The following is a 24,527-nucleotide window of genomic DNA, read 5'->3' on the forward strand; positions in this document are numbered from 1 at the left end:
CTGAAGAGGCGAGGACTGTCCGAGTCGAGCGTAGCGACGACGAGTTCCGCAGCCTCGGAAGGAACACCCCGTGCGCGTCCTTTGCCGAGGCGCTCGAGCGGCGCGGGTTTGCATGCCTCCCAAGCCTCCGCGAGGCTCCGGCATCAGGAAGGGCTTTCATTTGCTCATCCCGCGCTGATAGATGCATGACGGGCTTGCGGGCGGTAAATGGCATACGCATAATTCGAGCTCTCCTTTCATTGGATGGGCATCATGGCGCGGCCGTTGCGAATCGAGCTTGCGGGCGGTGTGTACCACGTGACCTCGCGCGGCGATCGGCGCGAGATGATCTATGGTGACGATGCCGACCGGCGGACGTGGGTTGATCTCTTCGGTGAGGTCTGCGATCGCTTCAACTGGCGCTGTCATGCGTGGTGCCAGATGGGCAACCACTACCATCTCGTCGTGGAGACCGCCGAAGCGAACCTCTCACGCGGCATGCGGCAGCTGAACGGGGTCTACACGCAGGCGGTCAATCGCCGCCATGGTCGTGTCGGGCACGTTTTCCAGGGGCGCTACAAGGCCATTCTCGTGGAGGCGGACGCCTACCTCGTAGAGCTTGCCCGATATGTCGTGCTCAATCCGGTGCGCGCTGGCTTGTGCAAGGAGGCGGCGGAGTGGCCGTGGAGCAGCCATCGCGCGCTGCTCGGCCGGGTTGAGCCGCCATCCTGGTTGGCGACGGACTGGGTTCTGGGTCAGTTCGGCGAGACCCGCGCCCGCGCCGTTGGGCGTTACGAAGACTTCGTGCGCGCCGGCGTCGGGCTGCCGCCGATCTGGCAGGCACTGAATGCGCAGATCTACCTGGGGAGCGAGGACTTTGCCGGTCGCATGGCGAGCAGGTTCGCCGACGACGAAGGCTTGAGCGAGGTACCTCGTCTGCAGCGTCGCCCACAAAGCCTGGCGCTCGAGGCCTACGTCGAGCGGAACTCTTCACGAGACGGTGCGATCCTCGAGGCGGCGGATTCCGGTGCGTTCACCTACGCACAACTCGCACAGTTCTTCGGCCTGCATTACAGCTCGATCAGTCGGATCGTAGCCAAGGGCCGTTCGGCCCGGCAGCTTCGGCGGGCTGTGAGCAAATGAAAGACCTGACCCCGATGCCGCACTGCAAAAAACTGTTGAGTCTGCAGGCCTTTGAGGGGTATAGTTTTTTTCGACGGCAACGAGCCGGGCCAGTGTGTCCAAATTGGTGCATGCAGGTCTCGAGTGCTTGAGTTTTTATGCCAAATCGTTGCCTTTGCACCAGCATGGTGCATGTCGCAAAGCCGGTGCGCGTGCGCCCGGCTTTTTTGTGCGCGTTCGGTTTGTCGGCGCTTGCACTCCGCAAGCCCCCGGTCCGGCCCCTGTGCGCGTGATCTTGCGTGTCGTTTGAGGAACAGAAGATGGATCAGCCCCATAAGCAGGGTCTTTACGACCCCGCCAATGAACACGATGCCTGTGGCGTGGGTTTCATCGCCCACATCAAGGGCGAGAAACGTCATGACATCATTCTCCAGGGCCTCGAGATCCTGAAGAACCTTGACCACCGTGGTGCGGTCGGCGCCGACCCGCTGCAGGGCGACGGTGCGGGCATCCTGATCCAGATCCCCGATCAGCTGTACCGTGAGGCGATGGCGAAGCAGGGCGTGAGCCTGCCGCTGCCGGGCGAGTACGGCGTCGGCATGGTGTTCATGCCCAAGGAAGCCGCCTCGCGCCTCGCCTGTGAGCAGGAGATCGAGCGTGCGGTCGTGGCTGAAGGACAGGTCGTGCTGGGCTGGCGCGATGTGCCGGTCAATCGCGACATGCCGATGTCGCCCACGGTGAAGGCCATGGAGCCGGTGATCCGCCAGATCTTTATCGGCCGCGGCCCCGATGTCATGGTCACCGAGGCGCTCGAGCGCAAGCTCTACGTTGTGCGCCGCCGTTCGGCCAACGCCATCGGCGCGCTCAAGCTCAAGCACGCCAAGGAGTTCTACATGGTGTCGTGCTCGGCGCGCACCGTGAACTACAAGGGCCTGCTGCTCGCAAATCAGGTCGGCGAGTACTACCCGGATCTGCTCGACTCGCGCGCGGTGTCGGCGCTGTCCTTGGTGCACCAGCGCTTCTCGACCAATACCTTCCCGAAGTGGAACCTCGCCCACCCGTTCCGCTACATCGCGCACAACGGCGAGATCAACACCCTGCGCGGCAACTACAACTGGATGCGCGCGCGCGAAAAGGGTGTGCATTCGCCGCTGCTGGGCGACGATCTGCAGAAGATCTGGCCGCTGATCTACCCCGGCCAGTCCGACTCGGCCTCCTTCGACAACGCGCTCGAACTGCTGGTGATGAGCGGTTACTCGCTCGCCCACGCGATGATGATGATGATCCCGGAGGCCTGGGAGTCGCACACGCAGATGGACGAGAAGCGTCGCGCTTTCTACGAATACCATGCGGCGATGATGGAGCCCTGGGATGGCCCCGCAGCGGTGGCCTTCACCGACGGCCGCCAGATTGGCGCCACGCTCGACCGTAACGGCCTGCGCCCGGCGCGCTATCTGGTCACCGATGACGACCTCGTGGTGATGGCCTCCGAGTCGGGCGTGCTGCCGATTCCCGACAGCAAGATCGTCAAGAAGTGGCGCCTGCAGCCGGGCAAGATGTTCCTGATCGACATGGAGCAGGGCCGCATCATCGGTGACCGTGAACTCAAGGAGTCGCTCGCGCACGCCAAGCCGTATGCCGACTGGCTGCGCCGCATCAACATCAAGCTCGATACGCTCGATGCGCCGGCCATCCTTGACGCGGCCGCCGCTGCCGAACGCGTCGCGCCGCTGCTGGACCGCCAGCAGGCCTTCGGCTACACGCAGGAGGACATCAAGTTCATCCTCGAGCCGATGGGCAAGGCGGGCGAGGAAGCGACCGGCTCGATGGGCAACGATTCGCCGCTGGCGGTGCTGTCCTCCAAGAACAAGCCGATCTACAACTACTTCCGCCAGCTCTTCGCACAGGTCACCAATCCTCCGATCGACCCGATCCGCGAGCAGATGGTGATGTCGCTGGTGTCCTTCATCGGGCCCAAGCCCAACCTGCTCGAGATCAACGAGATCAACCCGCCGTTCCGCCTCGAGGTGAGCCAGCCGGTGCTCGATTTCGAGGGCATGGCCAAGATCCGCAACATCGCGCGCTACACGCAGGACAAGTTCCGCTCGGCCGAGCTGGACATCTGCTATCCGGCCGCATGGGGCAACGAGGGGGTCGAGGCGCGCCTGGCCTCGTTGTGCGCCGACGCCGAGAACGCGGTGCTGGGCGGCATCAACATCCTGATCGTCTCGGACCGCAAGCTCGCTGCCGACCGCATCGCCATCCCCGCACTGCTGGCGCTGTCGGCCATCCACCAGCACCTGGTGGAGAAGGGCCTGCGCACCCGTACCGGCCTGGTGGTCGAAACCGGCTCGGCGCGCGAGGTGCATCACTTCGCGGTGCTCGCCGGCTACGGCGCCGAGGCGGTGCACCCCTACCTCGCGCTCGAGACCCTGCAACATCTCGCCGGCGACGAGGAAACCGCGGCGAAGTACGTCAAGCACTTCGTCAAGGCAGTCGGCAAGGGGCTGATGAAGGTCATGTCCAAGATGGGCATCTCGACCTACATGTCGTACACCGGCGCGCAGATCTTCGAGGCCGTCGGCCTCAAGCAGGCGCTGCTCGACAAATACTTCACCGGCACCACCAGCCAGGTGGAGGGCATTGGCCTGTTCGAGGTGATGGAAGAGTCGATCCGCCTGCACAAGGCTGCGTTCAGCGCCGATCCGGTGCTGCACGACATGCTCGACGCCGGCGGTGAGTACGCCTTCCGCATCCGCGGCGAGGAGCACATGTGGACGCCGGATGCGATCGCCAAGCTGCAGCACGCAACGCGCTCGGGCAAGGCGGAGACCTACAAGGAATACGCCAAGATCATCAACGACCAAGGCCGGCGCCACATGACGCTGCGTGGCCTGTTCGAGCTCAAGGCCGCCGAGACCCCGGTGCCGCTGGACGAGGTCGAGCCCGCCAAGGAGATCGTCAAGCGCTTCGCCACTGGCGCGATGTCGCTCGGCTCGATCTCCACCGAGGCGCACACCACGCTGGCGGTGGCGATGAACCGCATCGGAGGCAAGTCGAACACGGGCGAGGGCGGGGAAGATCCGATGCGCTTCAAGCCGCTCACCGAGGCGATCAAGCTGTCGCAGATCATCGGCGAGAAGCGCATCGCGCGCGACCTGGAGCTGAACGCTGGCGACTCGCTGCGCTCGGCGATCAAGCAGGTGGCCTCGGGCCGCTTCGGTGTCACCACCGAGTACCTGGTCAACGCCGACCAGATCCAGATCAAGATGGCCCAGGGTGCCAAGCCTGGCGAGGGCGGCCAGCTGCCCGGCCACAAGGTGTCGGAATACATCGGCTTCCTGCGCCACTCGGTGCCGGGCGTCGGCCTCATCTCGCCGCCGCCGCACCACGACATCTACTCGATCGAAGACCTGGCACAGCTGATCCACGACCTCAAGAACACCAACCCGGTGGCGAGCATCTCGGTGAAGCTGGTGTCCGAGATCGGCATCGGCACGGTGGCCGCGGGCGTGGCCAAGGCCAAGGCCGACCATATCGTGGTCGCCGGCCATGACGGCGGCACAGGTGCCTCGCCGTGGAGCTCGATCAAGCACGCGGGGTCGCCGTGGGAGCTCGGCCTCGCCGAGACCCAGCAGACCCTGGTGCTGAACCGCCTGCGCTCGCGCGTGCGCCTGCAGGTCGACGGCCAGATCAAGACCGGCCGCGACGTGGTCATCGGCGCGCTGCTCGGTGCCGACGAGTTCGGCTTCGCCACCGCGCCGCTGGTCGTCGAGGGCTGCATCATGATGCGCAAGTGCCACCTCAACACCTGCCCGGTCGGCGTCGCCACCCAGGATCCGGTGCTGCGTGCGCGCTTCGCCGGCCAGCCCGAGCACGTGGTCAACTACTTCTTCTTCGTCGCCGAGGAAGTGCGCGAGCTGATGGCGCAACTGGGCGTGCGCAGCTTCGACGAGCTGATCGGCCGCGCCGACTTGCTCGACATGAAGAAGGGCATCGCGCACTGGAAGGCGCAGGGCCTGGACTACTCGCGCATTTTCTACCTGCCGAACGTGCCGGTGGAGGTGCCGCGCCTGCACACCGAGACCCAGGATCACGGGCTCGACAAGGCGCTCGACAAGCAGCTCATCGCGCTTGCTGCGCCTGCGCTGGAGAAGGGCGAGAAGGTCAACATCGACCTCCCGGTGCGCAACATCAACCGTACCGTGGGCGCGATGCTGTCGGGCCAGGTGGCGGCGCGCTACGGCCATGCCGGACTGCCTTCCGATACCCTCCACATCCGTCTCAACGGCACCGCCGGCCAGAGTTTCGGCGCTTTCCTGGCGCGTGGCGTCACGCTGGAGCTGGTGGGCGAGGGCAACGACTACGTGGGCAAGGGCTTGTCTGGTGGGCGCATCGTCGTGCGTCCGAAGGCCGAGTTCCGCGGCGATACGGGCACCAACATCATCGTCGGCAACACCGTGCTCTATGGCGCGACCGAGGGCGAGGTGTACTTCGCCGGCGTCGCGGGCGAGCGTTTCGCGGTGCGCAACTCGGGTGCCACCGCGGTGGTGGAAGGTGTGGGCGACCATGGCTGCGAGTACATGACGGGCGGCACCGTGGTCGTGCTCGGCGAGACCGGGCGCAACTTCGCCGCCGGCATGTCGGGCGGCGTGGCCTACGTGCTGGACGAGGACGGCAGCTTCGAGCAGCGCTGCAACATGGCGCAGGTCGCGCTCGAGCCGCTGCCCGACGAGATCGCCGCGCGCAAGGGCTCGGAGTCGGGCGACGAGCTCGAATCCCACGGGCGTGTCGACATCGACCACCTGACCATGGGCGACGAGCTCATCCTCAAGGGCCTGATCGAGCGCCACGTCCGCTTCGCCGGCAGCGTGCGCGCACGCGAGATCCTGAACAACTGGGGCGTCTGGCGGAAGAAGTTCGTCAAGGTGTTCCCGCACGAGTACCGCCGCGCGCTGGCCGAGATGGCGCAGCAGCGCGAAGCAGAGAAGGAGGCCGCATAAATGGGCAAGCCCACTGGATTTCTGGAGCATCAGCGTCTGTCCGAGGCCTATGAGCCGGTCGACAAGCGCCTGAAGACCTACAAGGAGTTCGTCGTTCGCCTGACCGACGAGCAGGCGTCCATCCAGGGCGCGCGCTGCATGGACTGCGGCATCCCGTTCTGCAACAACGGTTGTCCGGTCAACAACATCATTCCGGACTGGAACGACCTCGTGTACCGCGGCCACTGGCGTGAGGCGATCGAGGTTCTGCACTCGACCAACAACTTCCCCGAGTTCACCGGTCGCATCTGCCCGGCGCCCTGCGAGGCGGCGTGCACGCTGAACATCAACACCGACGCGGTGGGCATCAAGTCGATCGAGCACGCGATCATCGACAAGGCCTGGGAAGAGGGCTGGGTCGTGCCCCAGCCGGCGGACGAGAAGACGGGCAGGAAGGTCGCCGTCGTCGGCTCCGGCCCGGCGGGCCTGGCCGCTGCGCAGCAACTGGCGCGTGCCGGCCACGACGTCACCGTGTTCGAGAAGAACGACCGCATCGGCGGCCTGCTGCGCTACGGCATCCCCGACTTCAAGATGGAGAAGGGGTTGATCGACCGCCGTGTCGAGCAGATGCAGGCCGAAGGCGTGCGCTTCCGCACCGGCGTGCTGGTGGCGGCCAAGGACATGCCCGCAGGTATCGTCAATGACGCCAGGGAAGTGATCAGCGCCGAGCAGCTGCAGCGGGACTTCGACGCCGTCGTGCTGGCGGGTGGCGCCGAAGTGCCGCGCGACCTGCCGGTGCCGGGCCGCGAGCTCGGTGGCGTGCATTTCGCGCTCGAGTTCCTGATCCCGCAGAACAAGCAGGTCGCCGGCGACAAGCCCAACCCGATCTCGGCCAAAGGCAAGCACGTGGTCGTGATCGGCGGTGGCGACACCGGTTCCGACTGCGTGGGCACCTCCAACCGTCACGGCGCGGCGAGCGTGACCCAGTTCGAACTGATGCCGATGCCGCCCGAGCAGGAGAACAAGCCGCTGGTGTGGCCGTACTGGCCGACCAAGCTGCGCACCTCGTCCTCGCACGAGGAAGGCTGCGAGCGCGACTTCGCCGTTGCCACCAAGGAGTTCATCGGCAAGAACGGCAAGGTCAAGGCGCTCAAGGCCTGTCGCCTGGAGTGGAAGGACGGCAAGATGTCCGAGGTGCCGGGCTCCGAGTTCGAGATCAAGGCCGATCTGGTGCTGTTCGCGATGGGTTTCACCCAGCCTGTGGGCGGCGTGCTCGAGGCCTTCGGGGTCGACAAGGACGCGCGCGGCAACGCCAGGGCGACCACCGACGGCGAGGGCTGCTACATCACCAACGTGCCCAAGGTGTTCGCCGCCGGCGACATGCGCCGCGGGCAGTCGCTGGTCGTCTGGGCGATCAGGGAAGGTCGCCAGTGCGCGCGCGCGGTCGATGCGTTCCTGATGGGGGAGAGCCTGCTGCCGCGCTAACGGTGGTGAGTCGTGCCTGACGAGGTGCGTCGCGGGGTGGCCCGTGGCGCGCCTCGTTCCGTTTCGGGGGGCTGGCGTTGATCCAGGCCCCCGATCTCAGCGCCATCGCAGGGCAGCGAGGTCGTGCACGTAAATGGGGTAGTTCACCCACAAACCCTCCAGGCCCTTGCGCGCCACGGTCGATATCTGGGGTGCGTAGAGCCAGGCGTTCACCGCATCGTCCGCCAGCTTGCGCTGGATGTCGGCGAGCAGCCGATTGCGCTGGCGCGGGTGGTCGGCGTCGCGGTGGGCGGTGGCCAGGGCGCGGAACTCGGCGCTGTCGTATCCGAAGTAGTAGGACGGGTCGGAATAGATGTCGTAGTCGAGGGGCTCGACGTGGTTGATCAGCGTCAGTTCGAAGTCGCCGGTGAAGGGGCCCGCCAGCCACTCGGCCCAGCTCACGTGCTTGGCTACGACTTCGATACCGACTGCGGATAGCTGCTGCGCCACGATCTGGCCGCCGTCCCGCGCGTAGGGCGTCGGCGGTAGGCTCAGCTGCAGTTGCAGCCCGCGCTCGAAGCCCGCCTCCCGCAGCAGCGCGCGGCTGTGCTCGGGGTCGAAGGGGTAGCGGTCGGCCAGGTGCAGGTAGCCGCTCTCTGTGGGTGAGAAGTGGCTGCCGATCGCGCTGCCGCGGCCGTTCAGCACCTGGTGGATCAGGGCCGCACGATCGATGGCGTGGTTGATCGCCCGGCGCACACGCAGGTCGGCCAGTGGCGGATGACGATTGTTCATGGCCAGCAAGGCTTTGCTGCTTGAGCCCCCGATCAGCACCTGGTAGCGCTCGTTGAGGCGATTGCGCAGCACCGTACGGGTGGCGAAATTGAAGAACACGTCCACTTCCGCAGGCAGCTCGGCATCCTCCACGAAGGAATTCACGAAGCGAAACACGGCACGCTGCAATGGGACAGCCTCGGCATTGCGGTAGCCGGGCCATTTCACCAGGGTGATGGAGTGTCCCTTGTCCCAGCGCTCGAAGCGGAAGGGGCCGGTGCCGACCGGGGTGTGGGACGCTTGCCCGGCGCTCGCCGGGTGCAGGATCACCGCCGGACTCTCGCCGAGGCGGTACAGCAGGTGTGGGTCTCGATGGAGCAGCGTAAGCGTGACGGTCTGTGGGTCAGGGGTGTCGATGCGCTCGATGTTGTCGAACAGTTTGGTGCGTGATTTGTTGCCCGAGCCGGATGCCTTGGCGCGCTCGAACGAGAAGCGCACTGCGGCCGAATCCAGAGGCTGGCCGTCATGGAAGCGGACGTCCGGGCGTAGCCGGAAGGTGTAGCTGCGGCCGTCGGCCGAGGCCTGCCAGGATGCGGCCAGCAAAGGTGAGGTCTCCCCGTTTTCCTCGATCTTCACGAGCCCCTCGAGCACGTTGTAGTGCACGACCTCGCCGATCGCCGCCGCGGCAGCACTGGTTGGATCGAGCGAATTCGGCTCGAGCGTGATCCCGAACACGACATGATCCTTCGCGCTCGCGTAGGCTGGCGCGTACGCGAAGCCTACAAGGCAGCCGATCAGCAGGCAGCGCGAGACTGTCTGCCATACTGCGCAAGCGATGGAAGCGCGCATGTGTTCTCCTCCCTGTTTTCATTACTTCCCAACGAGCCGGATTTGTCCAGCAAGCCCCGTCCCGTTTCCGAATCGAACCGCAAGTGTCGAAAGGGCGCCGTCGCAGCGGCTGCCCTGCTTGTCTTCGTCCTCGCGGCGCTGATCTTCTGGCTGCATGGGGTCTATGTCGAGCGGGAGAACCGCCATCGTCACCAGGCCGAGCGTGAGCTGCAGTCTATCAATCAGTTGCAGTTGCAGGCGATGGTTGGATGGCGGCAGCAATCGTTGCGCGACGCAGGCATGCTGGTCGAGGATACGCTACTGGCGGAAGCCCTTGGGCGCTGGCTCGGAGAGGGTGACGTCGAGGCGCGCGAGCGAGTGCGTGAGCGCCTGCGCACGCTCGAGGAACTGGGGCACTACACTGCGGTGCATTTTGTGGATCCGCAGGGTAAGGTGCGCTTGAGCAGTCGCGCCGGGGGTGGCGGCCCGGGTATCGAGCGCGTGCCCGCTACCGAGCACCATGCCCTGCAGGGCGCCCTGTCCACCGCCATGCCGGTGATGAGCGACCCGGTGTCCGATCCGGTCTTCGCCTTCCCGTTCGCCGGGGTGTTTGCGCCCTTGTACGACGGGGTGCGTGCGATCGGTGCGGTGTGGCTGGTGCAGGACCTGCGCTCTGAACTTCTCCCCTTGGTCGAGCCCTGGCCGACACCGAGCCAGACCGCGCGCTCGAGCATCGTCTGGCGCGAGGGGCAGGCGGCGCGCTATCTCAATGCGCCACGGGGCGTTCGTGTCGAGGTCCTGCAATACGCGTATCCGCTGGATGCTGCGCCCACCGTCGTCACCCAGGCCCTCGAGGGCATGCGCGGCGTCTTCTATGCCCGCGACGAGCTTGGCCGTGAGGTGATGGCCATGGCCAGTCCCGTGTTCGGTACCGGCTGGCTGCTGGTTTCCGCGGTCGAGGTGGCCGAGGTCTTCGCCGGTGTGCGCACACGCGAGTTGTTCGCCCTCTCCCTGCCGGTAAGCCTGCTTCTGCTGGCCGCCGCCGGGGTCTTCGTCGTCATGCTGCGTCGTGCGGCGCATCGTGAGCATGAGCTGATGCAAGCCTTGCAGCGCAACCTGTGGTGGCTTGAAAGCGCGCAGCAGGCTGCTGCCATCGGTCACTTCGCCATCGATCCCAAGCGGGGCCGCATCCAGTTGTCTGCGCTGTGCCGCCAGATCTACGGCGTTGACGAGGAGAATCTGGATCTCGCCGCCTGGGTCGAGCTGATCGACCCCGCGGACCGTGAGCGTGTCACCGCGGTGGCGGCGCAGCTGGCGCGTGGCGAGGAAGTGAAGCGCCTGCAGTATCGGATCCATCCGGCCGATGCGCCGCACACCCGGCGCTGGGTGGAAGTGTGGAGCAAGTCCATGCAGGAGGGAGACGAAGGCGAGCGGCGGGTGATCGGGGTGGTGCAGGACATCAGTGTGCGCAAGGCGGTCGAGGCCGAGCTGGCAGAACACCGGGTGCGCCTGGAAGCGCAGTTGCGGCTCGACCCGCTGACCGGTGTCGCCAACCGGCGCGCACTGGACGAGTCCGCGGGCTTCCAGCTGGCGCTGGCCGTTCGTGGCGGCACGCCCCTGGGGCTGCTGATGATCGACGTCGATCATTTCAAGGCCTTCAACGATTACTACGGTCACCCCGCGGGCGACCAGTGCCTCAAGGCCGTCGCCGAGGCCCTGCAGGCGCGTGTCGGACGCGCGGGCGACCTGGTTGCGCGTTACGGCGGTGAGGAGTTTGCGGTGCTGCTGCCCCTGTCCGACGGTAACGAGGCCCTGGCGCTGGGGCGGCGCTTGTGCGCTGTCGTGGAGGCGCTGCAGCTTCCGCATGCCGCATCGCCGACGGCGCCCTGTGTCACGATCAGTATCGGTGTGGCCTGGCTTGCGCCGGACGCTTCCGTGGGTGTCCAGGTGCGAGCGGCGGGCGAGAGCTGCGCGGGCGTACATGCCGAGGGCGAGCGGGAGGGTGGGGCCTTGCCGCCCCTCGCGCAGCGGTTGTTCGAGGAGGCCGATGCTGCGCTCTACGAGGCCAAGCGCTTGGGCCGCAATCGGGCGATCCTGTTTGCCGCGCCCGAGCCTGGCGGTGTTTCCGCGCCCATCCTTCCCCGCTCGTCTGCAGCGGAGGCCGTGTCGCAGGCCTGAGCGCTCTGCAGTGCCCCGGCGCTGCGCTGCGGCTGCTATGCTGCAAACCCAGATCCTCATCGTCTCCGGAGCACTCGCTTCATGTCCACGGTTCTCGTCATCAACGGCCCCAACCTCAACCTGCTTGGAACGCGCGAGCCCGAGATCTACGGCGCCACCACGCTGGCGGATGTCGAGAGCGGCCTGCGTACGCAGGGTGGGACGCTTGGGGTCGAGGTGTTGTGCTTCCAGAGCAATCACGAGGGTGCGATCGTCGACCGCATCCATCAGGCGCGTGGTGAGGGAGTGGGCTGGATTCTCATCAACCCCGGCGCCTACACGCACACCAGTGTTGCGATCCGCGACGCGCTCGCCGGGGTGGCGATTCCGTTCGTCGAGGTGCACATCTCCAACGTGCACAAGCGCGAAGTCTTCCGTCACCATTCCTACCTTTCGGATGTGGCCGAGGCGGTGATGGCAGGTTTCGGCACCCAGGGTTACGTGCTCGCACTGCAATATATCGCGGCCCGCATGCGCGCCTGAAGGCGGGACGCCTGCCTTTTCGCGCGCGCCGAAGGGCTGCAAAACCTTGTCGCAATTTGCGATGTTGCGTTGCCGCGATAACGGGGTGCAGCCCGATTCACAAGAATGTTACGGGCGTATGATCCGGGCTCCTGAATCTGCTCCGGAGTGCTGCCGTGCTCGCGCCTGCAAGTCTTTCCGCCGAATCTGGCGCTGTTGCACTGTCGCCCCCCGAGGTTGCCGGACGGGCGCGGGCGGGTCGGTCGTGGCGATCGGTCGCGGGCGAATGCATGGGCGCGCTGGGCTTGGTGGCGCTGTGGTACGTGGTTGCGCAGCTGGTACTGGCGCACTTCCTGGGGGTCGCGCCGGGGCGTGAGGCCTGGGGGCACGACCTTGTCGCCCACCTGCTCGTCGGTGGGCTGCTGTTCACGATGTCGCGCAGCGTGTTGCGCTTCGGCGTGGCGATGGTCGTGCTGTTCAGCGCCTTCACCGTGGGCAATGCAATCAAGCTTGCGGTGCTTGGTGGGCCGGTGATGCCGGACGACTTCGTCGCGGCGAAGAATCTCTTTCTGTTGCTGGAAGGCTGGCAGCTCTGGGGCAGTGTGGCGATGCTTGCGCTGCCGATCGCAGGCCTGCTGTGGATGTTTGCCTGGCGCAGGCCGCGCGCCTGGGTAGCGCTCGCAGCGGTGGTTGCGGGCGTTCTGGGTCTGCAGGTGCAGCCAGCGTTGGTCACTGGCTGGCTGGATGCCCGCTTCGGTGACTGGGTGTGGAACCAGCGCGGCAACTACGAGATGCGCGGCCTGCCGATCCATCTCATGCAGGAAACCGCCCGCAACCTTGCCCGGCGCGGGCACACTCCGGCCGCAGATGAGGTCGATGCGGCGATGATGCTGCTTGGCGCGCGCCAGCCCAGCCCCTTCCTCGAGGCTGCGGCGCGCCCCGGCCAGGGCGGGCGCAATGTGCATATGATCGTGCTCGAGTCCTTCTGGGATCCGATGGCGCTGAAGGCCGCCGGCCTGTCGGCCGATCCGCTCGATCCCGCGTTCCGCAAGCTGTGGAAGGCTACCGGCAACGCGCGGGCGCTGTCGCCGGTGTTCGGCGGCTACACGGCGAATGCCGAGTTCGAGGCCCTGTGCGGCTTCCCGGTGCAGACCGACGCGGTCTTCTTCGAAGGCCGCCTGCGCCGCGACGTGCCCTGCCTGCCGCGCCACCTCGGTGAAGCCGGCTACCGCAGCTTCGCCTCGCATCCCAACGCCGCGCCGTTCTGGAACCGCATCAACGCCTACCGGCGCGTGGGCTTCGAGCAGTACTGGTCCGATCGCGACTTCGTGCTCGACGACATGAACCGCGAGTTCCTCAGCGACGCCTCGCTGTACCGGCAGGTGCTCGAACGCGTCGGCCCGGCGCTCGACGGTGCGCAGCCGGTGTTCAATTATGTGCTGACCTATTTCGGCCATCTCGACTACCCGCTCAACGAGGCCCGCCCGGCGGTTATCTCCACGGACTCGGACAACGGCCTGGTGCAGGCCTACGCCAACACCGTGCACTACAAGTCGCGCGAGCTGATGAGCTTCCTCAACGAATTGCGCAGGCGCGACCCGGATGCAATCGTCGTGCTGTTCGGCGATCACCTGCCTTCGCTCGGCTGGAATCACGGGGGCTACGTCGAGTCCGGTCTGCTCGCGCCCAACCGCGGTGAGTTCGACGACGAGATGTTCCGCACCCTGGTCGCCACGCCGCTGGTCGTGATCGACGGCCGGCGCGGCCCGGTGCGTACGGGCGACATGCCGATCTACGCGCTGCCGGCGCTGATCCTCGACCTGCTCGGCGATGAGCGCGACACGATGTTGCGCTTTGCCGCGCGTAGCGACGATCTGGTGCGTGTGCGCCCCTTGCCCGGTGTACATTTCACCCTCAACGGCAAGCGTCTGACGGTGTGTCGCAGCGGCGAGCTGGTGGGGGGGTGCGAGTCCTCGGCCGCCTGGGTCGAAGCCATCGACGTGCTCAAGCGCGATCTCTTCAGTGGTGCCCAGCATGCGTTGCAGGCGCCAGCCGACAAGCCGGTGCTGCAGACGGTGGAGCTCGAGGCCGAGGAGGTGGCGGTGGAGGCGACGCTCGACGCCGCACCGCAGGGCGCCGGCGCCGAAATCGCGCCCGAGGTCTGAGCTTGGCGCCACTCGGCCTCAGCCCAGCTGCGCCCCAGCCAGCTCCCCCAGTGTCATCAGTGCATGCACGTGGCGATCGCTGAAGGGGTAGCAGCCCGACAGGCGCAGGTGGCGGGTGTAGCGGCCTGAGGGTGAATAGAGCTTGCCGGGTGTCATGCCGATGCCGTGGCGCAGGGCAAGGTCGAACAGGCGGTTGGTGTCGCAGCCCTCGGGCAGCTCGACCCACACCAGGAAGCCACCGCTGGGCTGGGTGGCGCGTGTGCCGTCAGGGAATGCGTCGTGGATCAGGCCGCGCAGGCGCTCGGTCTGCGCGGCATAGGTGCGGCGCAGGCGGCGGATGTGCTGGGCGTAGCCGCCGCTCTCGAGGAAGCGTCCGATCGCCTCGCCCAGTAGTGCCGGCTGTGCCACCGACGAGCAGAACTTGATCTCGGCCAGCTCGCGGCCGAAGCGCCCCCCTTCCATCCAGCCCACGCGCATGCCGGGTGCAAGCGTCTTGGTGTAGGACGCGCACACGATGATCCAGCCGTCGCGGTCGAAGGCCTTCGCGGTCGGCTGCAGCGGCGTGCTGAACTGCAGCTCGGCGTAGAGCGCATCCTCGATCACCGGCACCTTATAGCTGCGTGCCAGGTTGGCCAGCCGGCGCTTGTTGGCCGGGCTCATGCTCGTCCCTAGCGGGTTGTGCACGGTGGGCATGGTTACCACCACCTGCAGCCGGCCTTCCGACAGCAGCAGCTCCAGCGCATCGAGCGACAGGCCGCCTTCCGGATGGGTGGGAATCTCGATCGCCTTCAGGCCGAGGCGGTCGAGCAGCGGGATCAGGTTGAAATAGGTCGGCGACTCCAGACCCACCGTGTCGCCGGCCTGGGTGGTGGCGCGCAGCGCCAGTTGCAGGGCCTCCATGCAGCCGTTGGTGAGCAGGATGGCGTCGGGCTGCAGCTGCATGCCGAGCTCGGTGGCGTGGCGGCAGATCTCGCGGCGCAGCAGCAGCGGGCCGGGCGGTAGCGAATAGTCGGTCAGCAGCTCGGGGCGGCGGCGGGTGAGGTCGGCGACGATGCGGCCGAGCTTCTCACCGGGGTAGAAGTCGCTGCCCTTCGGGCAGGCAAGCGAAAGGTCGATGGTGTCGGGCCGGGTCTGGGCGGCGAGCACGCTGGCGATGCGGCTCAACACCGCGCTCTCGGCGGCGATCGCAGAGCTCGGCTCGGCGGCAGCGGCCTGTGGGGCCGGCGGCACGGCGAGCTGTGAGCGCACGAAGTAACCAGATTGCGGGCGCGCGTCGACCAGGCCCTGGGCCTCCAGCTGGCGATAGGCGGCGAGCACTGTGTTGATGCTGATGTCGCGGCTGGTCGCTGCCTCGCGCACCGAGGGCAGGCGGGCGCCGGCGACCAGCCGCCCGTCGCGGATCGCTTCGCGCAGTTCTTCGGTCAGTGCCTGGTAGAGCGGGGCGCCTTGGGGGGCTGTGGCAGCAGCAGGGGGCACAGTAGGCTCGTCCTTGGATAGTTACAGCTAGTTGGCTAGGCGATCTGTGACCACTATAAACCTGTTTTTCTGGATCTGTAACCTTTGCGCAGTGCCTCGTATAGTGATCTCCCGAAGCCCCTCGAGGAGAACGCCATGATCGACCTGCCGCTGATGACCTACGTCGCTACGATGTCCGTGACGCCGGGGCCCAACAACATCATGCTCGCGGCATCCGGAGTCAATTTTGGCTTCCGCCGCACGCTGCCGCACCTGCTCGGCGTCAGCGTCGGCAACAGCGTTCAGGTGCTGATCGTCGCCAGTGGCCTGGCCTGGGTGATGGCCTGGCTCGACGCCCTGCGCCTGCCGCTGGTGGTGGTGGGCTGTGGCTATCTGCTGTGGCTGGCGCTGCGCCAGGCCCGCGCGGGCCAGCCCGGGCGTGGCGGGCGGGTCGAGCCGCTCGGCTTCGTCGCCGCGGCGCTGTTCCAGTGGGTGAACCCGAAGGCGTGGATGATGGTGCTCAACGTCGCCATCCTGTTTCTGCCGCGCGACGCCGACTGGATGACGGCCGCCGGGCTGGCGCTGCTGTGCATGTCGGTCAACCTGCCCTGCATCACCGTGTGGGCCGTGGCGGGGGCACGGTTGCGGACCTGGCTGCAGCAGCCGGCGGCGCTGATGGCCTTCAACTACACGATGGCGGCGCTGCTCGCCGCAACCGCGCTGTGGATCGGCGTGGACGAGGCGAGGGCGCTGCTGTAGGCCTATTGCTTCTGCACGATCGCGCTGCCTCCGCCGTGGCGCAGGGGCTCGCTGACCGCCGTGACGCTGCCGTCGGCATTGAAGCGGATGCCGTTCGCAGCGCCGATCTGGTCGGTCTCGCGCCATGCATGTCCCAGGGCTTCCAGTGCCTTGGCCTGTGCGCCGCCTGGGAATTCCAGCATTTTCTCGACCAGTGTGGTGTCGCCATTGCGTTGGCTCATGCGTGGCGCGGCGAGCGCGTCGGCCAGGCTCATGCCGAGGTCGATGTGATTGACGATCGTTTGCAGCACGGTGGTGATGATCGTCGAACCGCCCGGCGAGCCGATGGTGAAGGCGGGCGCGCCGTCCTGCAGGACGATGGTCGGGCTCATGCTCGAGCGCGGGCGCTTGAAGGCTTCGGGCACGTTGGGGTGCGGGCCCGAGAAGTCGAAGTCGGTGAGCTCGTTGTTGAGCAGGAAGCCGCGTCCCGGCACCACGATGCCGCTGCCGCCCCAGGACTCGATGGTAAAGGTGTAGGCAACGATGTTGCCTTCGCGGTCGGACACTGCCAGATGCGTGGTGTGCATCGGCTCCTGCGCCAACGCTTGCGGCTGTGGGCGAAGCGGCACCGACAAGTCGTTCTCGAAGGGGTAGGGGTCGCCTGCCGCAACCGCACCGGGCGCGGCGCGCGTACTGATCTGTCCCGCGCGCTCACGTGCGTACGCCTTCGATAGCAAGCCCTCCTGCGGGAAGTCCACGAACTCGGCATCCGCGACGTAGGCGTTGCGGTCGGCGAAGGCCAGGCGCGAGGCTTCGATGTACAGATGCTCGATCTCGGTGCGTGACTTGCCGGCGAGGTCGAAGGTCTCCATCAGGTTCAGCGCCTGGGCGACGGCGATGCCGCCGCTCGAGGGCGCGGGCATGCCGTAGACCTCGTAGCCGCGATAGGTCGAGCGTACCGGCTGGCGCAGCCGGGCCTCGTAATCCGCGAGGTCTGCCAGCGTCATGTCGCCCGCGACCATGCGTACCCCGGGGCGGACCGGTGGATGGTTCACCGCGGAAACGATGCTGGCTGCGATCGGGCCGGTGTAGAACGCCTTGACACCGCCGCGGGCGATGTCGCGGTAGGTGCGGGCCAGGTCGGGGTTGCGGTGGAGGCTGCCCATCGGCAAGGCCTTGCCGTCCTTCAGGTACAGCGCGGAGGTGCTCGAGAAGCGCGAGAACTTGGCTTCGTTGAGCGTATTGATGCGGTGGAAGTTGGTGCCGACCTCGAAGCCGTCTTCCGCAACCCGGATCGCAGGCGCCAGCACCTGCGCGAAGTCCATCGTTCCGTATCTGTGCAGCGCCTCGTGCCAGCCGCGCACCGTGCCGGGCACGCCGACCGAGATGCCCTGGGGCACTGCATCGTTCCACGTCATCGGGCTGCCGTCGGCGTTGAGGAACACGCCGGGGTGGAAGCTTGCCGGCGCCACCTCGCGGTGATCGAGCGCGATCACGCGCTTCTCCTTCGCCGAGTAGATGAGCATGAACCCGCCGCCGCCGATGCCGCAGCTGAACGGGTCGGTCACGCCCAGCGTGGCGGCAGCCGCCACTGCGGCGTCGACGGCGTTGCCGCCGGCATCGAGGATCTGCATTGCGGCCAGGCTGGCCTGGTGCGAGATGGTGGCGACCGCACCGCCGTGCCCGGTGTCGACCGGTTGCTTCGCCAGGGCTCCGAAGGCGGCCATCATGACCGCGGTGGCGAGGAGGGTGCGTGCTCTCATGGTGCGCTCCGTCGGGCTGGAGCCATGACCGTAGCACGAGATGGGGGTGAAAGCACCGCGGCCCCGCCCCCCGGGGGAGGGCGGGGCCGACGGGCAGGGCTCAGAGCCCGAGCGTCTGCGCCGTATAGCGCGCGATCATGCGCTCTTCGTTGGTGGGAACGACGGCGACCGCGACCCGGCTGCTGGGGGTGTCGACACGGCGCGCATGGGCCTGGTTGGCGGCGAGGTCGATCTCGATGCCCAGCCAGGCCGACAGGGCGGCGACTTTTTCGCGCACCGGTGCTGCGTGCTCGCCGATGCCGCCGGTGAACACGAGTGCGTCGAGCCCGCCTGCGGCCGCGGCGAGCGAGCCGAGCTCGCGCGCGATGCGGTAGCAGAACAGATCGACCGCCTCCTTCGCCTCGGGGGCCTCGGAGGCGAGCAGGGTGCGCATGTCCTGGCTGATGCCGGAGACGCCGAGCAGGCCCGACTCCTTGTACAGCAGGTTGGTCAACGCCTTGGCGTCCAGGCCCTTCTGCTCCATCAGGTAGAGCAGCACGCCGGGGTCGAGGGTCCCTGTGCGGGTGCCCATCATCAGCCCCTCGACGGCGGTGAAGCCCATCGTGGAGGCCACGCTCTTGCCGTCGCGCAGCGCGCACATCGAGGCGCCGTTGCCCAGGTGGGCGATCACCACCGCACCCTTGGCGCGCTCGCCGATGACCTCCGGCAGCTGGCGCGCGACGTAGTCGTAGGACAGACCGTGGAAGCCGTAGCGTTTGACGCCTTCGGCCGAGTATTTGCGCGGCAGCGCGAAGGCCTGGGCGACCGCGGGCTGGGTGCGGTGGAAGGCGGTGTCGAAGCAGCCGACCTGCGGCACGTCCGGCATCAGCGCCGCGACCGCACGCACCGCACGCAGGTTGTGCGGCTGGTGCAGCGGGGCGAGCGGCACGAAGGTGTCGAGCGTACGCAGCACCGATTCGTCGAGCCGGGTGGGCGCGCTGTAGTGCTCGCCGCCATGCACGATGCGGTGGCCGGCGGCGACGATGTCGAGCGCCGGGTTGTGACGGTTGAGCAGCGCAAACACGTGGTTGAGCGCGTCGCGGTGCTGCTCGCCCTGGCTGCCTCCGGTGGGGACTGCCTCTTCGAAGCGCTCGCCCGCGGCCGTCTTCAGGGTGACCTGCGGCCTGGCGCCGATGCCCTCGACCTGACCTGAAACCGCGGGAGCCTCGGCGATGTCGCCGTTGATCGGGTAGAGCGCGAACTTCAGGCTCGACGAGCCTGCGTTGAGGACGAGTACGGCCTTCATGCCTTCATCGCCTCGCGCTTCCTGTGCGCCATCAGCTGCACCACGGCGCATGACGCGGTGCGCGTCTCGGCAGTGTCGGCGCGGCTGGTCAGCACGATCGGCACCCGCGCGCCCAGCACCACGCCCGCCATCAGTGCATTGGCGAGGTACTCAAGCTGCTTGGCGACCATGTTGCCGGATTCGAGGTCGGGCACCACCAGGATGTCGGCGTTACCGGCGACCACGGATTTGATTCCCTTGGTCTTTGCAGCGACCAGCGACACGGCATTGTCGAAAGCGAGCGGGCCGTCGAGCAGGCCACCCTTGATCTGGCCGCGGTCGGCCATCTTGCACAGCGCAGCGGCGTCGATGGTGGAGCGGATCTTGGAGGTCACGGTTTCGACCGCCGACAGGATCGCCACTTTCGGCTCGGGCAGCCCGAGGATGTGGGCGAGCTCGATCGCGTTCTGGATGATGTCGACCTTATCCTCGAGCGTTGGCTCGATCATGATCGCCGCGTCGGTGATCATCAGCGGATGCGGGTAGGTCGGCACGTCGGCAAGGAAGACATGGCTGATGCGGCGGCCGGTGCGCAGGTGGCGGATCACCTGGCTCATCATTTCGTCGGTGTGCAGCGAGCCCTTCATCAGCGCTTCGGCGCCGCCGTCGCGGCACAGGCCCACGGCCACCTCGGCGGAGGCGTGGCTGTGCTCGGTGTCGACGATGCGCAAGCCCTTGAGGTCGATCTCGTTTTCTTCGGCTACTGCGCGGATGCGCGCCTCTGGACCGACCAGGATCGGGTCGACCAGGCCGGCGGCGGCGGCCTGCACCGGGCCGAGCAGGGATTCACGGTCGCAGGGGTGTGCGACAGCGATCGGGATCGGTGTCAGGCCGGCCGATACCGAGATCAGGTGACGGTAGCGCAGTTCGCGGTCCGACACGGTGACTTCGGGCAGCACCACGCGCTGGCGCGAGATCTTCTCGGTCGGCGCCATGACCTCGGCGATGCCGTCGATCACCTTCAGGCCGTCCTGGTTCACCGCCAGACAGTCGAAGATGATGTGATGGTTATGGTCGAACTTTTCCTTGCAGGTGACGGTGATCGTCAGCGTGTCGCCGATCGTGATCGGACGCCAGAAGTTGAGTCCCTGCGAGACATACACCGTGCCGGGGCCGGGGAACTCCGTGCCGAGGATGGTGGAGATCAGGGTGCTGCCCCACATGCTGTGGCCGACGACCTCGCGGAACTGGCTGGAGCGGGCGTATTCGAGGTCGACGTGGGTCGGGTTGACGTCGCCGGACATCGCCGCGAACAGATGGATGTCCTCGGGGCGCAGGGTGCGCACGAGCTGCGCGAAGTCGCCCACCTGGATTTCGTCGAAGGTCCGATTCTGGATGATCTGGGGTGCTGCTGCGGGTTTCATGGCGTACTCGTTCTTGGATGTATTGCGACGGGCGGATTCTAGACGTTGTCCGTGACCAGTATAAGAAGAACCGCAATCGAATTGTGCAATGCGTCAATCAAATGCGCGGGAGGCGCGTGGAGGGTGAGCGCAGCGTGATCGCGTATGCGCGGCAGGAGCCTTGTTGACGCGCCCGCCATGCATTCCCTCACATTCCGCGCTGCAACGTCGGTGGTAAACTTCGCGCGACGCTGCATTTGCCGGACGCCCGTTTCGCTGCACGGCGTTCTTCGAGTCACCCCAACCACCGGAAACGCCACATGGAAGTCGTCGTTCTCGCTGCCGGCCAGGGCAAGCGCATGCGCTCGGTTCTGCCCAAGGTTCTGCAACCCATTGCCGGCAAGCCGATGCTCGCCCATGTGCTCGAAACGGCGCGTACGCTCGATGCGCAGCGCATCTGCGTGGTGTATGGCCACGGCGGTGAGGTGGTGCGCGAACGGCTCGACGCCCCGGATCTGGCCTGGGCGCGGCAGGCACCGCAGCTCGGCACCGGCCATGCGGTGCAGCAGGCGCTGCCGCACCTCACGGATGGCGACATGGCGCTGGTGCTGTACGGCGACGTGCCGCTGATCGGCGTGCCCACGCTGCGACGCCTGGTGGCCGCCGCGGACGACGCACGCCTCGCCCTGCTCACCGTCGAGATGGACAACCCGACCGGCTACGGGCGCATCCTGCGCAATGCCGCGGGCAAGGTCGTGCGCATCGTGGAGGAGAAGGATGCGACCGACGATGAGCGCAAGGTGAACGAAGTGAACACCGGCATCCTGATCGCACCGGTCGCGCGCCTGCGCGACTGGCTCGGCCGCATCGGCAACGACAACGCCCAGGGTGAGTATTACCTCACCGACATCATCGGCCTCGCCGTGGCCGACGGCGTCGAGGTTGCCACTGTGCAGCCCGACGCCTTCGCCGAGACGCTGGGTGTCAACAACAAGCTGCAGCTTGCCGAGCTCGAGCGTATCCACCAGAGCAATATCGCCCGCCGCCTGATGGAAGAGGGCGCCACCCTGATCGACCCCGCGCGTATCGACGTGCGCGGCACGCTCACGGTCGGTCGCGACGTCGAGATCGACGTCAATTGCGTATTCGAAGGCGAGGTTGAGCTCGGTGACGGCGTGCGCGTCGGCGCCCACTGCGTCGTGCGCAACGCGCGCATCGGCGCCGGCACCCGGCTCGAGCCCTTCAGCCACATCGACAGCACCACCATGGGCCAGGCTTGCGTGATCGGGCCCTATGCCCGCACCCGGCCCGGCACCGTGCTCGGCGCTGACGTGCACCTCGGCAACTTCGTCGAGGTCAAGAACAGCGTCATCGCCGACCACTCCAAGGCCAACCATCTGGCCTACGTGGGCGACGCCGACGTCGGCAGCAAGGTCAACATCGGTGCCGGCACCATCACCTGCAACTACGACGGCGCCAACAAGCACCGCACGATCATCGAGGACGAGGTCTTCATCGGCTCCGATACCCAGCTCGTCGCGCCGGTGCGCGTCGGCCGCGGCGCCACTCTGGGCGCCGGCACCACGCTGACCAAGGACGCGCCGCCCGACCAGCTCACCGTGACCCGCGTCAGGCAGATGAGCGTGGCACACTGGAAGCGCCCGGTGAAGCAGCCGCGCTGAGCCCCCGCGGGAGCGAGGCCGGCCCGCTCCCGCAAAGGTCCACCGCTACCAAAGCCCGCACCTGCAGCTGATACCCGAAAACCGAACAAGGAAGCCTCGTCATGTGTGGCATCGTCACCGCAATCGCAACCCAGAACATCGTCCCCGTGCTGCTCGAGGGTCTGCGCAAGCTCGAATACCGCGGTTATGACTCGGCAGGGCTGGCCGTGCTGTCCGGTGAGCTGACCCGCCTGCGCTCCTGCGGCCGTGTTGCCGAGCTCGCTGACCTGGCCGATTCGCGTCAGCTCTCGGCGCACATCGGCATCGCGCACACGCGCTGGGCCACCCATGGCGTGCCTTCCGAGCGCAACGCCCATCCGCACATCTCCGGCGGCCTCGCGGTGGTGCACAACGGCATCATCGAGAACTTCGAGGCCATCCGGACCGTGCTCCAGGCCAAGGGCTACGTGTTCGAGTCCGAGACGGACACCGAGGCCATCGCCCACCTGGTGCATGACAAGCTGCAGGGCACGCCGGACCTGTTCGAGGCGGTGCGCCAGGCCACCAACGAACTGGTCGGCGCCTACGCGATCGGCGTGGTGGCCGAGGCCGACCCGTTCCGGATCATCGTCGCCCGCCGCGGCTCGCCGCTGCTGCTGGGCGTGGGGGGCGGTGAGCGCGTAGACGGCATGTATGCCGCCTCCGACACGGCCGCGCTGCTGCAGGTCACGCGCAAGATCGTCTATCTGGAAGACGGCGACCTCGCCGAGTTGCGGCGCGACAGCTACATCATCATTCGCCCCGACGGCACGCCGGTCGAGCGCGAGGTGCATCTCTCCAGCCTGTCGGCCGATGCGGTGGAACTGGGCAAGTTCCGCCACTACATGCAGAAGGAGATTTTCGAGCAGCCGCAGGCCCTGGCGCAGACGCTGGAACTGATCGCCGGCGGCGCAGGTGTCACGCCGCAGCATTTCGGTGCGCGCGCGGCAGAGGTTTTCGACGGCGTGCGCCGCGTGCTGATCCTGGCCTGCGGCACGAGTTATCACGCCGGCCTGGTCGCGCGCTACTGGATCGAGGCCATCGCCAGGCTGCCGGTCACCGTCGAGATCGCCAGCGAATACCGCTACCGCGAATCCGTCCCCGACCCCGACACCCTGGTCGTGGTCATCTCGCAGTCGGGCGAGACGGCCGACACCCTGGCCGCGCTCAAGCACGCCAAGGCGCTCGGCATGCAGCGCACGCTGGCGATCTGCAACGTGCCCGAGTCGGCCATCGTGCGCGAAACTGCGCTGCGCTTCATCACCCGCGCCGGCCCGGAGATCGGCGTTGCCTCCACCAAGGCCTTCACCACCCAACTCGCAGCCTTTGCGCTGCTCACGCTTGCGCTCGCCAAGATCAACGGGCGGCTGTCCGCCGAGGACGAGGAGCGCCGCCTCGCCGCGCTGCGCCACCTCCCGGTCGCGGTGCAGAAGGTGCTCGAACTCGAACCCGAGATCGAGCAGTGGGCCCAGCGCTTCGCCAGCAAAGAGCACGCGCTCTTCCTCGGTCGCGGCAGCCACTGGCCGATCGCCATGGAAGGCGCACTCAAGCTCAAGGAAATCTCCTACATCCACGCCGAGGCTTACGCCGCCGGCGAACTCAAGCACGGCCCGCTCGCCTTGGTGGACAAGGACATGCCGGTCATCGCCGTGTCCCCGCACGACGAACTGCTGGAAAAGCTCAAATCCAACCTGCAGGAAGTCCGCGCCCGCGGAGGTGAGCTGTACGTGTTCGCCGACGCTGGCAGCGAAATCCCCGAGTCGGAAGGCGTGCACATCCTGCACATGCCGGAGCACTACGGCATGCTGTCACCCGTACTGCACGTGATCCCGCTGCAGTTGCTGTCGTACCACGCGGCGCTGGTGAAGGGGACGGATGTGGACAAGCCGAGGAATCTGGCGAAATCGGTCACGGTGGAATAAGCGCAGAGGGACCACTGCCGTTGTGTTCCTTGCCATTAAAGTCGAAAACGTGGCAATAAAGTTGAAAACGCCCGGGCATCTCGTCCGGGCGTTTTCGTTTGCGTGGATTTGTAGGTCTCTGACCACCGATTTGCGCACGGATCGCCGAGCGGGGAGCCTTCGGCTGTGTGCGACATCGGTGAGTGGCTGGTGATCGGCCTTATGTGGATCTCCACATAAGGCCGATTATGTAGATGCCTCGATTATGTTGAGCGTCCGGGGTAGCAAGCCGTAGATCCCAGTGTGCTCGAGC

14 protein-coding genes are annotated in these 24,527 nt (G+C 66.9%); 9 read left to right on the forward strand and 5 right to left on the reverse strand.

All coding sequences use genetic code 11. The annotated features are described in order from the left end of the window. Window positions 1-243: 243 nt before the first annotated feature. The 3 genes from ACPT9U_RS15420 (at window position 244) to ACPT9U_RS15430 (ending at window position 7,568) form a co-directional block, all read left to right on the forward strand. Window positions 244-1,122, forward strand: coding sequence for an REP-associated tyrosine transposase (locus ACPT9U_RS15420; protein WP_435751550.1), 879 nt, complete (start codon window positions 244-246; stop codon window positions 1,120-1,122). 299 nt (window positions 1,123-1,421) lie between these two features. After that, complete coding sequence (locus tag ACPT9U_RS15425) at window positions 1,422-6,104, forward strand: glutamate synthase-related protein (RefSeq protein WP_435751551.1); 4,683 nt, start codon at window positions 1,422-1,424, stop codon at window positions 6,102-6,104. Continuing rightward, on the forward strand, window positions 6,105-7,568 hold the full coding sequence (locus ACPT9U_RS15430) for a glutamate synthase subunit beta (protein WP_435751552.1): 1,464 nt from the start codon (window positions 6,105-6,107) through the stop codon (window positions 7,566-7,568). A 96-nt stretch (window positions 7,569-7,664) separates the two neighbouring features. Here ACPT9U_RS15430 and ACPT9U_RS15435 read toward each other — a convergent pair whose 3' ends face one another. Next, the gene (locus ACPT9U_RS15435; RefSeq protein WP_435751553.1) at window positions 7,665-9,167 is read right to left on the reverse strand and encodes an ABC transporter substrate-binding protein; all 1,503 of its coding nucleotides are present in this window, start codon (window positions 9,165-9,167) and stop codon (window positions 7,665-7,667) included. A gap of 42 nt (window positions 9,168-9,209) precedes the next feature. Between ACPT9U_RS15435 and ACPT9U_RS15440 the strand changes: the two genes are divergently transcribed. The 3 genes from ACPT9U_RS15440 to ACPT9U_RS15450 all read left to right on the forward strand — a co-directional run bounded on the left by ACPT9U_RS15440 (window position 9,210) and on the right by ACPT9U_RS15450 (window position 13,990). Further along, complete coding sequence (locus tag ACPT9U_RS15440; protein WP_435751554.1) at window positions 9,210-11,324, forward strand: diguanylate cyclase domain-containing protein; 2,115 nt, start codon at window positions 9,210-9,212, stop codon at window positions 11,322-11,324. Window positions 11,325-11,405: 81 nt separating this feature from the next. Continuing rightward, window positions 11,406-11,846 carry a type II 3-dehydroquinate dehydratase gene (gene aroQ, locus ACPT9U_RS15445; RefSeq protein WP_435751555.1) on the forward strand — a complete coding sequence of 147 codons (441 nt, stop codon included), beginning with the start codon at window positions 11,406-11,408 and terminating at the stop codon, window positions 11,844-11,846. A 155-nt stretch (window positions 11,847-12,001) separates the two neighbouring features. Beyond that, window positions 12,002-13,990 (forward strand): LTA synthase family protein, encoded by a 1,989-nt coding sequence (locus tag ACPT9U_RS15450; protein WP_435751556.1) that lies wholly within the window; start codon window positions 12,002-12,004, stop codon window positions 13,988-13,990. Between the two features lie 18 nt (window positions 13,991-14,008). On the opposite strand, the gene ACPT9U_RS15455 is transcribed toward ACPT9U_RS15450, so the two are convergent. Next, window positions 14,009-15,466 (reverse strand): PLP-dependent aminotransferase family protein, encoded by a 1,458-nt coding sequence (locus ACPT9U_RS15455; protein ID WP_435751557.1) that lies wholly within the window; start codon window positions 15,464-15,466, stop codon window positions 14,009-14,011. Between the two features lie 135 nt (window positions 15,467-15,601). On the opposite strand from ACPT9U_RS15455, the gene ACPT9U_RS15460 reads away from it, so the two are divergent. Beyond that, window positions 15,602-16,204: a LysE family translocator gene (locus ACPT9U_RS15460; protein WP_435751558.1), complete on the forward strand. Its 603-nt coding sequence runs from the start codon at window positions 15,602-15,604 to the stop codon at window positions 16,202-16,204. Between the two features lie 2 nt (window positions 16,205-16,206). Here ACPT9U_RS15460 and ggt read toward each other — a convergent pair whose 3' ends face one another. The 3 genes from ggt to ACPT9U_RS15475 form a co-directional block, all read right to left on the reverse strand. Then, a complete protein-coding gene (ggt, locus tag ACPT9U_RS15465; RefSeq protein ID WP_435751559.1) occupies window positions 16,207-17,946 on the reverse strand; it encodes a gamma-glutamyltransferase in 1,740 nt (579 codons plus the stop codon). A gap of 100 nt (window positions 17,947-18,046) precedes the next feature. Next, window positions 18,047-19,231, reverse strand: coding sequence for an acetate/propionate family kinase (locus ACPT9U_RS15470; RefSeq protein ID WP_435751560.1), 1,185 nt, complete (start codon window positions 19,229-19,231; stop codon window positions 18,047-18,049). After that, window positions 19,228-20,634 (reverse strand): bifunctional enoyl-CoA hydratase/phosphate acetyltransferase, encoded by a 1,407-nt coding sequence (locus ACPT9U_RS15475; RefSeq protein ID WP_435751561.1) that lies wholly within the window; start codon window positions 20,632-20,634, stop codon window positions 19,228-19,230. Before ACPT9U_RS15475 ends, ACPT9U_RS15470 begins: the two co-directional genes overlap by 4 nt. A gap of 299 nt (window positions 20,635-20,933) precedes the next feature. Here ACPT9U_RS15475 and glmU point away from each other — a divergent pair, with 299 nt between their 5' ends. Next, window positions 20,934-22,295 (forward strand): bifunctional UDP-N-acetylglucosamine diphosphorylase/glucosamine-1-phosphate N-acetyltransferase GlmU, encoded by a 1,362-nt coding sequence (gene glmU, locus ACPT9U_RS15480; protein WP_435751562.1) that lies wholly within the window; start codon window positions 20,934-20,936, stop codon window positions 22,293-22,295. Window positions 22,296-22,396: 101 nt separating this feature from the next. Then, window positions 22,397-24,235: a glutamine--fructose-6-phosphate transaminase (isomerizing) gene (glmS, locus tag ACPT9U_RS15485; protein ID WP_320383934.1), complete on the forward strand. Its 1,839-nt coding sequence runs from the start codon at window positions 22,397-22,399 to the stop codon at window positions 24,233-24,235. Window positions 24,236-24,527 lie beyond the last annotated feature (292 nt).

Origin of the sequence: Thauera sp. AutoDN2 (assembly GCF_051280715.1) — a bacterium.
GTDB lineage: Bacteria > Pseudomonadota > Gammaproteobacteria > Burkholderiales > Rhodocyclaceae > Thauera.

Bases quoted from the DNA above. Each gene is read 5' to 3' on its own strand.
- ACPT9U_RS15420 (WP_435751550.1), top strand. From the start codon at position 244: ATGGGCATCATGGCGCGGCCGTTGCGAATCGAGCTTGCGGGCGGTGTG.
- ACPT9U_RS15425 (WP_435751551.1), top strand. From the start codon at position 1,422: ATGGATCAGCCCCATAAGCAGGGTCTTTACGACCCCGCCAATGAACAC.
- ACPT9U_RS15430 (WP_435751552.1), top strand. From the start codon at position 6,105: ATGGGCAAGCCCACTGGATTTCTGGAGCATCAGCGTCTGTCCGAGGCC.
- ACPT9U_RS15435 (WP_435751553.1), bottom strand. From the start codon at position 9,167: ATGCGCGCTTCCATCGCTTGCGCAGTATGGCAGACAGTCTCGCGCTGC.
- aroQ (WP_435751555.1), top strand. From the start codon at position 11,406: ATGTCCACGGTTCTCGTCATCAACGGCCCCAACCTCAACCTGCTTGGA.
- ACPT9U_RS15460 (WP_435751558.1), top strand. From the start codon at position 15,602: ATGATCGACCTGCCGCTGATGACCTACGTCGCTACGATGTCCGTGACG.
- ggt (WP_435751559.1), bottom strand. From the start codon at position 17,946: ATGAGAGCACGCACCCTCCTCGCCACCGCGGTCATGATGGCCGCCTTC.
- ACPT9U_RS15470 (WP_435751560.1), bottom strand. From the start codon at position 19,231: ATGAAGGCCGTACTCGTCCTCAACGCAGGCTCGTCGAGCCTGAAGTTC.
- ACPT9U_RS15475 (WP_435751561.1), bottom strand. From the start codon at position 20,634: ATGAAACCCGCAGCAGCACCCCAGATCATCCAGAATCGGACCTTCGAC.
- glmU (WP_435751562.1), top strand. From the start codon at position 20,934: ATGGAAGTCGTCGTTCTCGCTGCCGGCCAGGGCAAGCGCATGCGCTCG.
- glmS (WP_320383934.1), top strand. From the start codon at position 22,397: ATGTGTGGCATCGTCACCGCAATCGCAACCCAGAACATCGTCCCCGTG.